Below are 13,900 nucleotides of genomic sequence, written 5' to 3'. Positions count from 1 at the left end.
ACCCCTAAACCCTATGAAAACGAAACTTTATCTTTTACTTGCTGGCCTGTTATCGGGCTTTGCGGTACTGGCTCAGAAACCAGCGCCGGTAGGCATTCAGCTCTATAGTTTTCGCGATCAGTTTGCCAAAGATGTGCCCGGCACCATGGCGAAGGTGAAACAAATGGGGTTTCGGGAAGCCGAAATTGCCGGAACCTATGGCATGAGTCTGACCGACTTTCGGAAATTGCTGGATCAGAATGGGATCAAAGCAATCAGCACCGGAGCCAGCTTTGAAGATCTTGACTCAAATGTTCCTAAAATTCTGGCAGAAGCCAAAGCCTTAGGAGCCAAATACGTAACCTGTGCCTGGATTCCGCACCCTGGCGATATGTTCAGAATTCAGGATGCCGACCAGGCCATTGATGTGTTCAACACAGCCGGAAAGTTACTGGCCGACAATGGCATTACGCTCTGCTATCATACACACGGTTATGAATTTCAGACCTACGAAAATGGCACATTCTTCGACTATATGGCCGAAAACCTGAATCCGAAGTATGTCAATTTCGAGATGGACGTATTCTGGGTAAAAGCGCCGGGCTATAATCCGGTTGCGTTGCTACAGAAGTATCCCAAACGGTTTTTGCTAATGCACCTCAAAGACCGTAAACCCGGCACCCCCGATACGAACACGGGCCACTCGGACGTAGAATCGAACGTAACGCTGGGACAGGGCGATGTAGGTATTGCGGCCATAATGAAGCAGGCTAAAAAATCGGCGGTTAAACACTATTTCATTGAAGATGAGTCGTCGCGCTCAATGGAGCAGGTGCCCGAAAGTCTGATTTTTCTGGAGAAGTTGAAGTGATTTCGAGACGATGGAAACGGCCGTGGGAAACATAACAGAGGTATACATTACCTAAAGGAAAACGATGAGTAGTAGAGAAAGCTACCGAGCGTTTTGTCAGGAATCGGTTGGCAAAAATGTCGCTCACCATCAAACAAACTGCTGACAGTGCTGGGGTATCGGTTGACTTTGCCAGGCAGGCTCGACCGATATAATCTATCCACTTTTCGCTCTTTCGGGGCAGGTCACGCAGCTCAACGCTCCTTCTTTAGCCAGTGAAATGCTGCCCGAACAGCCTCTCACTGCTCCAGACAGCATTTCTCTTCCCCAATCAATTAGTAGGTTTCGCTCCGCTCAGTACCTGTCGGTAGCTAATACCCTGGTCGGTGAAGGTATAGTCGATGGTTATAGTTTTGCCATCGGCGGTACCCACTTTTGTTGTACCATAATACAGATCGTAAGGGGCTGAGCTGCCCTGCAATTTTAATTGCCCAAACGTATTGTTGCTATCGGAGTAACCAGTTTGTTTGACGGTAGCCGTTACATAAACGACTGCTGCGGAGTCGCGCCGGGCCGTAATGGTTCCTGAGAGAGTGTTGGTACCATCGCTTAGTGGCAGTGTATAGTCGAATACGTTTATACCTGCCGAATCATAGCGAATGTTCGTCATCGTATAGGTACCTGCCACCTGTGTTCCCGCATCGGGGGTTACATCGTTGCTCTTACTACAGGCAGCAAAAGCCAGCGGCAGAAGTACAAAAAGGGCATAACGTTTTTTCATAAGCCAGAGGTTTTCCAGCCAATACGTTGCCTGGGCGGTTTTTGTGGCAGTTCCTATCAAAAAAAACAGCGCTACTGTAGCAGGCTAAAAACAGTACTTATATACGTTTTCGGCTAGTGTCTGAATATCCGAAAACTCATGAAATGCACTGATGACAATACGCGAATTTGACCGATCGGCGGCTGTTGGATAGGCAAATGAATAAATAAAAATGTCTTTCTCCAGCAGAAATGGATAGAGATCGTCCTGCTCCGTAAAAAACACCGGATATCCTTTCACATGGCTGAACAAACCGGTTGGCAACAGCAATTTTTCGGCCAACAACACATTCTGTTTCAGCCGCTCACGGCCTTCGTCATAATAGCGATCGGCTCGGAGGAATGCATCCAGATAAGCCGGTGGCATGGGCGAGCAGGCACCGAAAAAAGCTGTTTTCCGCACCGACGCAATCGTATCAGCATCGCTGAAAATAACGCCACCCGGCAACCCCATTGCCTTTGCCATCGACGCCGTAACAACCACATTTATGCCTGGTCGCTGCGGAATTTTCGGCCAGATACCTTGTCCATTAGCCAATACGCCCAGGCCATGCGAATCGTCGACAACGAGCGTTATAGGGCGATCATCAGGCAATTCGTTGACCCAGTCGAATGCGTAAGCCTCCGACCGAACAGCTTCAATCGAATTGAGTAAAATAGCGACCGGACCGGCGGGTAGTGAACGAATCTGAGCGGGTAGCTGAGTAGTCCATTCGGCAAATGACAACGTAGGAACATCGGCTACCGGACCACTCCAGATGGCCGGGTGTGCCTTGGGACCATATACGAATGTAGCCTGCTGCACCTGTAACCAGTTCACAACGGCCTGTCCGGCCATCATTCCCGACGACAGTGTAAGGGCACTTTCGGAGCCTGCCACGGCTGCCAGTTTCGCTTCGGCCTCTTCATAAACACCAAGCCGTAAATTACCATTACGGGAGCTGCCAAATACGGTTCCGTAACGACCAATCGACTCAATCAACAATTGTTGAAAAGCTGGAAGCTGCGGTAGTCCCAGATAAGCGGTTCCACTAAAAAACAGGTACGCTTGCCCATTATGGTCGATGGTCCGACCGGGAAGGCTATTGATGGTAAAATTATCTGTCATGCGTTGGGAGAATCGGGGTTTAGCGTTGATGGTTGCGCTGCCATCGAAGGATGTATGCCGATAAGCGGAGCAACCATCAACGCTAAACTACAGTAAACACGCGCCGGTGCCGTTTTCGCTGGCATACATAACCCGGCCATTATCGAAGGTGACACCCGTAGCCGGGTCGTTGGCAATCAATAAAGAGCCATCGAGGTCGGCATAATCGAGCAGCGGTAATAACTGAGCAATGGCCGAAATCCCAACGCTCGATTCGGTCATACAACCAACCATCACACGCAGGCCCAGTTCACGAGCACGCGCAATCATCCGGCGGGCGGGCGTAAGACCACCACATTTAGTTAGTTTGATATTGACGCCATGAAAATAGCCCGCGCACTTATCAACATCGCCTTCAACAATACAACTTTCATCGGCAATGATTGGCAATGCCGTTTGCTCATATACTGTTTTCGCCCCTTCCCAGTTATCGGCCGGTAACGGTTGTTCGATAAACTCTACGTTCAGTTCGGCCAGCGCCCTCGATTTCACAATAGTATCTTCAACCGTCCAGCCGCAGTTGGCATCGACCCTAAACAACGAATCAGTATGATTTCTGAGTGCCCGCACAATGGCAAGGTCCGTTTCTGGCCTGCCCAACTTGATTTTATACAATGGCCATGGCAATTCCAGCATCTTGTCGACCATACGCTCGGGTGTATCCAAACCAATTGTGTAGTTGGTTAACGGCGATTTTTCCGGGTCGAGGTTCCAGAGTTTATAGAGCGGTTGTTTCTGCTTTTTTGCCCACAAATCCCAGGCTGCCTGATCGAGGGCACAAAGCGCAAACGGGTTTTTCGCCAGATGCGGCTGCATATCGGACCAGAACAATTCGGGATTTGTCAACTCATAGGACTCGATACGCTCGCGTAAGGCGGTTAATGCCGAAACCATACCGTCGATCGTAATTCCATAGTAGCGGGTAGCCGTGGCCTCCCCAAAGCCTCGGTAGGTTCCGTCGGTTAATTCGACAATAAGTGTAGGCTGTACATCGCGACTGTCGTGCGCAATGGTAAACGTATGTTTCAGACGTAAATCGACGCGATGAAAAAGCAGTTGCATGAATTTTCGGGAAAGACGGGAGTTGATGATTGGCCACACTGACCATCCGCCTAATTTGCCCGAAAGTTACGGGACGGAATCTAAAAATGTATGCTTTTAGGCATAGGGCCTGGGCCGCTCGTTCGCGATACAATCGCGAACGAGCGGAGGACGAGCGTCAAAATCGATTCTCCAAACTACTCGCTACTTACAATACATCTCTGCCTTGATTTTTAATACCCATTCGGGCTTATCGATCACATACGCATTCTGTCGAAGGGGCCACGAGGCTCCGCCATCAGTACTGGCCCGAAAATCGTATGTTTTCCCCAATTGCAGTTTATAGGAAAAAACCGAACGTTGTGTACGGGTGGCAATGATCAGATCGTGCCATTGATCCTTACCCGCTTCGCTGTACTGCGTTCGTATTTCGGCAGGTAGCGACGATTCATCCAGCTTTGTACCGGCCGGACACGAAAAGTAAAATTCGAGCTTAATAACGGGGGGCACTGGCAAGGCACTCAAACTAACCGGAATCTGGGTTTCATTGCAGGTAGCAGCAGCTACCGATTCGGCTACCATTCCTCCATTTGTGCCCTTTCCCCAAGCGTCGGTCTGGTCATAGACCTGTAATTTCAGTCGACGACCTTTGGTCTGATTATAGATTCGGATAACCGACCCATTGTTGACATTGGCATAAAAAGCACCTACCTGCGCACCCGAAACCGCATCGATCAGCTTGCAGAAATAATTGACATCGACATTGTTAAGCTTACTGCTTACCACTCTGAAAACGGGTCCTACATCGCAGACCGATTCGGTCCAGGTAGCAACGTAAGCCGCAACAGACGGTGCTGCCGCCCGATACTCCAACCGGCCGGTCTGGCTGTTCAGGCTAATGATTCCAGCTTTTTCCTGCTGCCAGCGGTTCGTAACGGCATCATAGCTATATAAGGGAATCGAATCTCCGGCCTGGATGACCCGCCCCGCCTGGCTGTTGATGGTTGCCGGATTCAGATCCATCGATAACTGAGCAGGTTGCGATAACTGCTTCGCCAACTGGTAGGCATCATTATAAACCTCAAACGTGAGCGAACCTGCAATAGACGATACGCGCAGCGTACCCAACGTTTCGCCATTCGGCGTATTGACATACGACAGAATACCACTACCGGGCACCTGACTGGTAGCTTCGCTGGTGCGGGCATTTGTATGAATCACAGACATGGTCAGATTACCACCAACGGGTTGCCCATCGCGGTCGATGAGCTTTGTTCCGGTTCCTATCGTAACGGTAGCCCGATCGGCATCGACTGTTGGTTGTATAGTCGACTGAACCAGAGGCTTCTGCACACTACCATCGGTACTGGCGCGGCCAGTTGTGCGGGCTGCCGCCAGCGTTCGGGGTGGTTTCAGCAAATTAATCCGCCGAATATAGCGCGTTGTTCGGTTGGGTGTCGTTAAGGTAACGGGCTGCACCACGGTCAGGTAATTGTCGGCAGCAACCACGGCCGTAAAGCGTACCGGATTCTGATTCGACAATGTGATCAATGGCGAGGGTGCCACCAGCAGATTGCCATCTGTATTGATTTTAAACCGGGTCGTATTGAGCGTTGTTACAATCTCTTTAGCATCGGGGCCGGCAATTGTAACCTGATTGGCGGTAGGCAACGGATTGCCCGCCGGGTCGTAAAAACGTAGCTCAACCACGCCGTTCGGAATAGGATCTTTCACCTTTAGCTCAACCCCATCAAGGGGGTTCTGGCAGGCGTCCAATATACCTGGTAACGCAACTGCACAATACAGGAAAATACGAAATTTCATGAATTAGGTGTGCTAACGAGAACGTTTAAGCGTATAAGAAAACGAAATAGTGATAGCAGGCAGATAGCGATAATTCGACAGGTTGCGCTCAACAACGGGCACCTGATCGTCGATGTTGGTAGTTTCAAGAAACCCTTCATAATCGAGCTTTATCCGAGGACGGCTGAGGTAATACACCCCCATCTCGAAACCAACTCCAATCCGTTTGCGTGGGCTTACGGGGCCAAATCCCCAACCCAGATACCCTACTACTGGATGCCAGCGAAACCCTAACCGAACAATGCCAACATCCTGGGGCGTTAATTCGAGTCCCCCCAGATTAAGATTGGTGTTTGTGGTTAGCACAAAATCTACATAGGGGTGCCAGGTAAACCCCAGCCCCGCAGCCACAAAAAACGACGGGCGCTTTAGCGGATACCATTTCAAACCAGCCTGAGCAATATTGACAATAAAATCGGGATCTATCTGCAGATACGAATCAGGGGCCGTATTGATTCGTATACGTTTTCGGTACGCTAAATAGTTAACTCCCCCCCGCATCACCAGTCGGTGCGAAGAGCCTATGGTATGGTTATAAAAAATAGTAAGTCCTGTTGTTCCAGACTGCAGACACAGGCTGTGTTCGGGCTTGACTAGTCTGATTGAATCCTGAATCGACTGAAATGCCCAGCCCCCCTGTGCCCATATAAGTAGTAACGACAATATAACCCATTGCCTCATCTCAGCAACTTAATTTAATAATATTTATCCTTCAATCATAAAGGTAACATATAATATATTATCAAACATTAAACTTACAGCCAGAAAATCAGCATCAATCCCCAAAAATGGCATCTGGATAAGTTAACAGGCAGTTTAGCCTAAAAATCGGGCTACAATATTTTATTTCTAAATAACGCATTTATACCAAATAATTATCTACAACAGAAACGCATACCTGGACCGTTTGCTATCTTTTTTGGAAGCGATGTCCCTTATCCTATCACTAATCGCGCAAAATATTAGACAAAAAGCAGCAAAAAAGCAGAATTCCCCATCTGACTACAAAAGCATACCTTAAATTAACTTTATCTTGTTTTAGTAAATAAAAATTTTACTAAATTTGTCTAAGTTTCACAAATCAAACAATAAGTATAATCCTCATTCATATGTAATGACCTAACTGAACCACAAATCAGAATACAGATACAACTAGCTTTTTTCAACGAATCACACAGGGCTTTCAATCTAATTCCAGACAGTGCATAAAAGTTAACTTTATGAGGGCATATTTAATGGGTATCGCGCGCAACAATACGCTGAAATACATTCTGTTAAGCTGTATGCTTGGCAGTCAGATTCTCACTAGTTGCGTATCGACCAAACAACTGTCGTATTTTCAGCAGGAGCCGGGTAAAGTAGATACACTGACCGTTGCCGCTCGTTATACGCCAACCATTCAGCCTGGCGATGTGCTGGCCGTCCAGGTTAACAGTCTAAACCCCGAAGCATCGGCTTTTTTCAACCCCTATACCGCCTTTGCGGTATCAGAACGGACGGTACCGGCCAATACAACGGCCAGCACAACTCCACTAGCTCCAGTTAGTGGCTACCTCGTCGATAATAATGGGATGATTGAGCTTCCTGTGCTGGGTAAGGTTAATGTAAAAGGCAAAACGGTTAACGAACTAAAAGATCAACTGCGCGAGTCGCTCAAAGAGTATTTAAAAGAACCAACGGTTAACATACGCAATCAGAATTTTCGCATTTCGGTTATGGGCGAAGTAACACGCCCGTCGTTATTTACGATCCCGAACGAACAAATCACGTTACTGGAAGCCTTGAGCCTGGCAGGCGATATAACAATTTATGGCCATCGGACCAATGTGCTTATCATTCGCGAAGAGAACGGTCACCGCACCTTTGCCCGAGTCGATTTAACGCGCCGGGATTTGTTCAACTCTCCCTACTATTACCTGCATCCTAACGATGTAGTCTATGTTGAACCAGGTCGGGTACGGGCTGCCACTGCCGACCGCACCAATCAGCTCCTGCCTATTTTCCTGAGCGGGCTTTCATTTCTGGCCGTTATTATCTCTCGCTTTTAACCAACGTCCTTTTATCCAATAAACAGGGATCATCATGTCGAATCAGAACAACTATGCCTATTCTCCGTACCAGGTGTACGAAATAGAAAACACGCCCAACCTGCGGCTGCTGTTTATGCGTTATGCCCGGCAATGGAAATGGTTTGTGCTGTCGTTACTTGTAGCGGGTGCGGGTGCTTATGCTTATCTGCAATACCAGACCCCTATCTACAAAATACAAACCAGCCTACTGATAAAGGACGATAAAAAGGGGTTGAGCGAAGAAAACATCCTTAAAGAGATGGACATCTTTGCGCCAAAGAAGGTCATTGAAAATGAGATGGAGATTCTGCGGTCGCGGGCCCTAATGAGCAAGGTTGTCGAAAGCCTGGGCCTCGATGTGCAGTATTTTAGCCCAACCAAAACAATCAAACGGGAGATTTTCGACGAAGCGCCCATCCGCCTGATTGTTGAACAGGCCAACCCGGCACTCTACGAAACAGATCTGGAACTATACGTCATAAGCCCCGGTAAAGTTCGGATCAACGATACTGATTATCCAGTCAATCAGAGCATCAATACACCCTACGGACGCCTGCGTATCTTTCCTCGTCATCAACTCCGGGTTAGCTCCGAACCACTGATTGTTCATGCGTTACCCAAACGGCAGGCCGTTAACAACTACCTTAAAAACCTGACCATTGAACCTAGTAGTAAGGCATCGACGGTGTTGCAGATGACACTCGAAGATCCGGTTCCGCACAAAGGTGAAGCCATACTCGACAAACTCATCAGCGAGTATAACCAGGCGGCTATTGTCGACAAAAACGTGGCGGCCTCCAATACGCTGAACTTCATTGAAGAGCGCCTGCGGCTTATCTCAGGCGAACTCTCGACCGTGGAGAAGGGCGTGGAGTCGTATAAATCGGCAGAAGGCATTACCGACCTGAGTTCGCAGGCCAAAGTGTTTCTGGAAACGGTTAAGGAAAACGATAACCAGTTGAACCAGACCACGATTCAGCTCGGTGCCATTCAGGACATCGAACGCTATGTCGACAGTAAATCGGGCGAACGGGGAGTGGCCCCGGCTATGGTTTCGATCAACGATCCCATACTGACGGGTCTGGTCGGCAAACTGGCCGAACTGGAGCTGCAACGCGAGCAACTGAGCAAAACCACCTCGCCCAACAACCCAATTTTCCAGTCGCTCGATAGCCAGATCAAAACCACTAAAACCAGCCTGAGCGATAATATTGCCAATGTGAAGCAGACTCTGATGAGCACCCAGTCGAAGCTGAAAGCCACCAACCGCGAACTGGAAGGGCAAATTCGCACAATTCCGCATAAGGAGCGGGCGCTGGTCAATATTACCCGGCAACAGCTGATCAAAAACAACCTCTATACATACCTGCTCGAAAAGCGCGAAGAAACGGCCCTCTCCTATGCATCGACCGTGGCCGACAGCCGCACCATCGATCCGCCAAGCAGTGAGCCCGACCCTGTGAAACCAGTTCAGCGAACCATTTTCATGCTCTTTGGCGCTTTGGGACTACTGCTGCCGATTGGTGTGCTGGGTGCCCGCGATGCCCTCAACAATCGGGTAAACCGCCGGTCTGATGTAGAAGCTATTTCGCAGGTACCGATTCTGGGCGAAATTGTTGCCAGCCGCAACCTCGATCCGCTGGTTATGGTTTCGGGCCAACGGTCGGTTATTGCCGAACAGATTCGCTCATTACGCACCAACCTTCAGTTTTTGCGCAGCAACCCAACCGATAGCCAGGTTATTATGTTCACCTCCAGCATCAGTGGCGAAGGCAAATCCTTTCTGTCGTTGAACCTGGGAGCCAGCCTGGCACTGGTCGACCGCCCAACGGTCATTCTGGAAATGGATCTCCGGAAGCCCAAAATTCATTCGGTGCTTGGCCTTTCCAACAATGTTGGTATTAGCAATTACCTGATTCAGGAATCCACGCTGGACGAGGTTTTGCAGCCAATTCCGGGGTTCCCGAACTACAACATCATCACTTGTGGGCCCATTCCGCCCAACCCGGCCGAGCTTTTGAGCAGCCCCGCGCTTGAGCGGTTATTCCGCGAACTGCGCGAACGATTCGCCTATATCATTGTCGACTCGCCCCCGGTTGGGCTGGTTACCGATGCCCAGCTAATAGCCCCTCATGTAGATGCAACCATGTTTATGGTTCGCCACGAACACACGCCCAAGGCCTATCTGCGCATGATCGACACGTTGTATAAAGAAAATCGATTCCAGCGATTGAACCTGATTCTCAATGCCGTAGGTGGTGGCGAATCGTATCAGTATGGCTACGGCTATGGCTACAGCAATTATGGTGGCTACTACGAGGAATCGAAACAGATTGCGAAAGCCTCGGCCCGTAAACGCCGGTAATGGCGTAGTTCTTTTTATAGACTACTAACCTGCCCATTCATATGCTTGATCTTTCTTTGTCGTCACTCAATGATCCGGCAATTATCAATGAATCGTTACCAGCGGGAAAGAATGTTACAATCAAATCAAGCCGCAGATACAAATGGGGAAAACGCCTGTTCGACATTCTTGTTGCGAGTCTGGTTACAATTACCCTGCTTATCTGGCTGGTTCCCATTATCGGTTTATTGATCCGAATCACGTCGCCGGGTCCTATCCTGTTCATGCAATTGCGCACCGGGCGAAACGGTCGGCCATTTCGCTGTCTGAAGTTCAGAACCATGTCGTACGAACGCAATGCCCAGTTTCGACAAGCCAGTAAAAACGATCATCGGGTAACGCGCATTGGTCGTTTTCTGCGTAAGTCGAATCTCGACGAGTTGCCGCAGGTGTTCAACGTGCTGCTGGGCCATATGAGTATTGTGGGGCCGCGACCTCACCCCATTCAGCTCGACGCCCAGCACTGGAAAACCTTACCGGGGTATCCGGGCCGTTATGCCGTAAAACCCGGCATAACGGGGCTGGCCCAGTCGCGCGGTTGCCGGGGCGAAACCGCAAAAATTATCGATATGCAGCATCGGGTGAAATACGATCACTTCTACATCTGCAAACAGTCTTTACCGCTGGATCTGAAAATCTGTTTCTGGACGGCTCACAAAATGATTAAAGGCGACGAAAAGGCGCACTGATTCGAACCTATGATTAAGAGCATCCAGCGAAAAGTCAAAAATGGTCTGGCCCAGCGTCTGGACATCAACAACGCGGAAACCGCCACGATTTTGAAAAATATCGGCTGGCTGCTTCAGGGTAAGCTTATTAACTATATCCTGATTTTTGCCGTCGGTATTTACACAATCAATCGACTGGGTCCCGAACGCTACGGAGTCTTTACCTATTGCTACGCGCTTTCGTCCTTCTTTACAACTTTAGTAGGCTTTGGCCTGCGGGAAATTGTTATTCGGGAACTGGCCAAAAACAACGACAACCGACAAATCATTGTCGGAACAGCCGCTGGTCTTATGGCCGGACTCAGTCTGATTGCTTATGTGCTTGTTATTGGGGTCGTGTATTTACTACGCCCTGGCGACGATTTTTCGCATCAGTTAGTAGCCTTGCTGGGAGTATCGATTCTGGTGGTGCCGCTCACGGTTTTCTCGTTTTATTTCGATGCGCAGCTACAATCGAAAAAGGCAGTTGGTGCAACCAACATGGGGTCTTTATCGACCAGCGCGGCCAAAATTACGGTAGCTACCTTATCCAAAAACCTGTTTCTGTATGGGTTGGCTACCCTGACCGAAAGTGTGGTTACGGCCATAAGCCTGCTCTACCTTGCCGTTAAGGAGCAGTTAGTGAACGGGTTGCGTTTCGACCGCAATTTTGCCCGGTTGCTCCTGCGCGATAGCTGGCCACTGGCCGTATCGAACATGGCCATCTGGCTCTATATGCGGGTCGATCAGATTCTGGTTCGCGACATGGCCGGTGATTTTGAGAGCGGTATCTATGCCACCGCCAACCGGTTTGTCGATGCAGTTTATTTCATTCCGGTCATCATCCAGTCGTCGTTTCTGCCAAAAATTGTGAAGGCGCATCAGAACAGTCAGGAAGATTTCCTGAAAACGCTGGCGCACGTACATCGGATTATGATTGGTGTAGCCTATGTGCTGATTGCGGGGTTTGTGCTGTTTATCAAACCATTCATCGTGTTTTTTCTCGGAAACCGCTTCGAAGCCAGCGCCGATGTGAGTCTGTTGCTCATTATCACCCTGCTGTTTGTTGCTATTGGAGTTGCGCGCAATGCTTATGTGTATACGCTCAATCTCTCGCATCTGTTTCTGCGCATCACCCTCATTGGTTCGGTCATCAATATTGGCCTCAACTTTCTGCTTATTCCACGATACGGGGCTTATGGTGCGGCAGTCGCTGTGCTGATTACGCAGATATACGTAACTGTGCTGAGCAGTTTTTTCCATAAACCACTGCGTCCCAGCGGCAAGATTGCCCTTCGGGCGCTGCTACTGCAAGGCTAAGTCTATCCATTCGGGCATTCGTAATTTTTTAGCACTATGAAAAAAGGCGTTTCGGTTGTCATTTGCTGCTATAACAGCGCTAGCCGGCTGCCAGAAACACTCGGGCATCTGCGCAACCAGCGTGTACCGACCGATCTGAACTGGGAAGTTGTTCTGGTTGATAATAACTCCAGCGATAACACGGCTCAGGCAGCTCACCAATTGTGGGATTCGTATCTGACCGATATTCCGCTTCGGGTAGTTAACGAACCCAACCAGGGCCTCATCCATGCACGCATGACCGGCGTTCGGGAAGCACGGTATGAATACCTGATCTTCTGCGACGACGACAACTGGCTCTGCAACAGCTACATTACCGACAGCTACCGGATCATGGAATCGAATGACCTGATTGGGGCCTGCGGAGGTAGGGGTGCACCCGTTTTTGGTGGCGAAAAACCGACCTTCTTCGACGGTTGTGTCCACGGCTATGCACTTGGCCCACAAGGACGCGCCGAAGGCCAGGTCATTGGCAATACTCTCTATGGGGCCGGTCTGGTTGTCCGTCGGTCGGTTATTCTGCGCGTCCTGGATTCGGGCTTCCAGACCCGGCTCAGTGGCCGATCGGGCAAATCGTTGTCGGCTGGCGACGATGGCGAACTGACGACGCTGATCAAAATTCTGGGTTATCAACTGTGGTATAGCCCTTATCTGGAATTCGAGCATTACCTGCCCGAAGGTCGCCTTCAGTGGTCGTATATCACCCGGATGTTTCGGCAGTTTGGCAAAGGCAACGGAGTGCTCCAGCCCTACTATGCCCTGGCCGAACGGACCAACGAACGAAGCTGGACGTATCATTTTCTGCGCCGGATTTACTACACACTGCGTCGCCTGACCGCTCCCACAACCATTCGGGAGAAATACATTATTCTGCTGATGGATGCTACCATGCTGACAACCATGGTTTCGCAGCGAAAGTATTTCGGATCTACCATGCAGGACTTGCTCCGGGTAAAAGAGAATTACAGAGCACTGACCCCACAAGCTATTCTGAACAGACCATGATCCAGTTGATTCGCCGGGTACTCAATCTGATTCGCACCAGTTGGCAGGCCATACAAAATGCACTGTTCTACCAACGTATTAAACTGTTTTATCCGAACGTAACGCTTGGAAAAAACATACAGCTATACGGTCGTCTGGTCTGGAAAGTAGCACCAGGGGCCAAAGTCGTTATTGGCGATAATGTTGTGTTCCGATCGGCAACGAAACACAATGCCATCGGCCTCTATAACCCCGTGATCATTTCGGTTGCCAACGGTGCCAGCCTCTACATCGATCACGACTGTGGGTTTTCGGGAACATCCATCAACGTAGCTGATTCCATCACAATTGGACCGTATTGCAATCTGGGCGGTAATACCTGCCTGTGGGACAACGACTTTCACCCGCTCGACTATCAGTTGCGCCGGATTCAACTGGAAGGATTTCGGAAAGCAAGCATTCAGATTGGGGCCGATGCCTTTATCGGGGCCAACTCCATTGTGCTGAAAGGCGTAACCATTGGCGAGCGCGCCATTATAGGGGCCGGATCGGTGGTGACGCGCAGCATTCCGGCCGATCAGATCTGGGCTGGCAACCCAGCCCGTTTTATCCGGAATGTATCGGCGGTTCTACCGGTCGAAGCCATTCAACCCGTGTACTCACTTTAAACCGAACGTG

General features: G+C 49.6%; 12 protein-coding genes. 7 read left to right on the top strand and 5 right to left on the bottom strand.

What is annotated here, in order from left to right; genetic code table 11:
• The first annotated feature begins 13 nt into the window (after positions 1–13).
• Positions 14–850: a TIM barrel protein gene (locus WBJ53_RS07580; RefSeq protein ID WP_338875467.1), complete on the top strand. Its 837-nt coding sequence runs from the start codon at positions 14–16 to the stop codon at positions 848–850.
• Positions 851–1,160: 310 nt separating this feature from the next.
• Here WBJ53_RS07580 and WBJ53_RS07575 read toward each other — a convergent pair whose 3' ends face one another.
• The 5 genes from WBJ53_RS07575 to WBJ53_RS07555 form a co-directional block, all read right to left on the bottom strand.
• Complete coding sequence (locus WBJ53_RS07575; RefSeq protein ID WP_338875466.1) at positions 1,161–1,610, bottom strand: hypothetical protein; 450 nt, start codon at positions 1,608–1,610, stop codon at positions 1,161–1,163.
• A gap of 84 nt (positions 1,611–1,694) precedes the next feature.
• Complete coding sequence (locus WBJ53_RS07570; RefSeq protein ID WP_338875465.1) at positions 1,695–2,756, bottom strand: aminotransferase class I/II-fold pyridoxal phosphate-dependent enzyme; 1,062 nt, start codon at positions 2,754–2,756, stop codon at positions 1,695–1,697.
• Between the two features lie 87 nt (positions 2,757–2,843).
• Complete coding sequence (locus WBJ53_RS07565) at positions 2,844–3,857, bottom strand: dipeptide epimerase (protein ID WP_338875464.1); 1,014 nt, start codon at positions 3,855–3,857, stop codon at positions 2,844–2,846.
• Positions 3,858–4,040: 183 nt separating this feature from the next.
• A complete protein-coding gene (locus tag WBJ53_RS07560; protein WP_338875463.1) occupies positions 4,041–5,660 on the bottom strand; it encodes a hypothetical protein in 1,620 nt (539 codons plus the stop codon).
• 12 nt (positions 5,661–5,672) lie between these two features.
• Positions 5,673–6,380 carry a hypothetical protein gene (locus WBJ53_RS07555; RefSeq protein ID WP_338875462.1) on the bottom strand — a complete coding sequence of 236 codons (708 nt, stop codon included), beginning with the start codon at positions 6,378–6,380 and terminating at the stop codon, positions 5,673–5,675.
• Between the two features lie 539 nt (positions 6,381–6,919).
• Here WBJ53_RS07555 and WBJ53_RS07550 point away from each other — a divergent pair.
• From WBJ53_RS07550 to WBJ53_RS07525, 6 genes are read left to right on the top strand one after another with little or no spacing between them, the layout of a single operon-like run.
• The gene (locus tag WBJ53_RS07550; RefSeq protein ID WP_338875461.1) at positions 6,920–7,747 is read left to right on the top strand and encodes a polysaccharide biosynthesis/export family protein; all 828 of its coding nucleotides are present in this window, start codon (positions 6,920–6,922) and stop codon (positions 7,745–7,747) included.
• 34 nt (positions 7,748–7,781) lie between these two features.
• On the top strand, positions 7,782–10,133 hold the full coding sequence (locus tag WBJ53_RS07545; RefSeq protein WP_338875460.1) for a polysaccharide biosynthesis tyrosine autokinase: 2,352 nt from the start codon (positions 7,782–7,784) through the stop codon (positions 10,131–10,133).
• A 41-nt stretch (positions 10,134–10,174) separates the two neighbouring features.
• On the top strand, positions 10,175–10,861 hold the full coding sequence (locus WBJ53_RS07540; RefSeq protein ID WP_338875459.1) for a sugar transferase: 687 nt from the start codon (positions 10,175–10,177) through the stop codon (positions 10,859–10,861).
• Positions 10,862–10,870: 9 nt separating this feature from the next.
• The gene (locus WBJ53_RS07535; RefSeq protein WP_338875458.1) at positions 10,871–12,199 is read left to right on the top strand and encodes a flippase; all 1,329 of its coding nucleotides are present in this window, start codon (positions 10,871–10,873) and stop codon (positions 12,197–12,199) included.
• 36 nt (positions 12,200–12,235) lie between these two features.
• Positions 12,236–13,243, top strand: coding sequence for a glycosyltransferase (locus tag WBJ53_RS07530; protein ID WP_338875457.1), 1,008 nt, complete (start codon positions 12,236–12,238; stop codon positions 13,241–13,243).
• Entirely contained in the window at positions 13,240–13,890 is a 651-nt protein-coding gene (locus WBJ53_RS07525; RefSeq protein ID WP_338875456.1) for an acyltransferase, read from the top strand. The genes WBJ53_RS07530 and WBJ53_RS07525 overlap by 4 nt, the downstream gene beginning before the upstream one ends.
• Positions 13,891–13,900 lie beyond the last annotated feature (10 nt).

The sequence above is a fragment of the Spirosoma sp. SC4-14 genome (genome assembly GCF_037201965.1).
Lineage (GTDB): Bacteria > Bacteroidota > Bacteroidia > Cytophagales > Spirosomataceae > Spirosoma.
The sequence above is the reverse complement of the archived record's forward strand: the minus strand, read 5'-3'. Positions and strand labels throughout refer to the sequence as shown.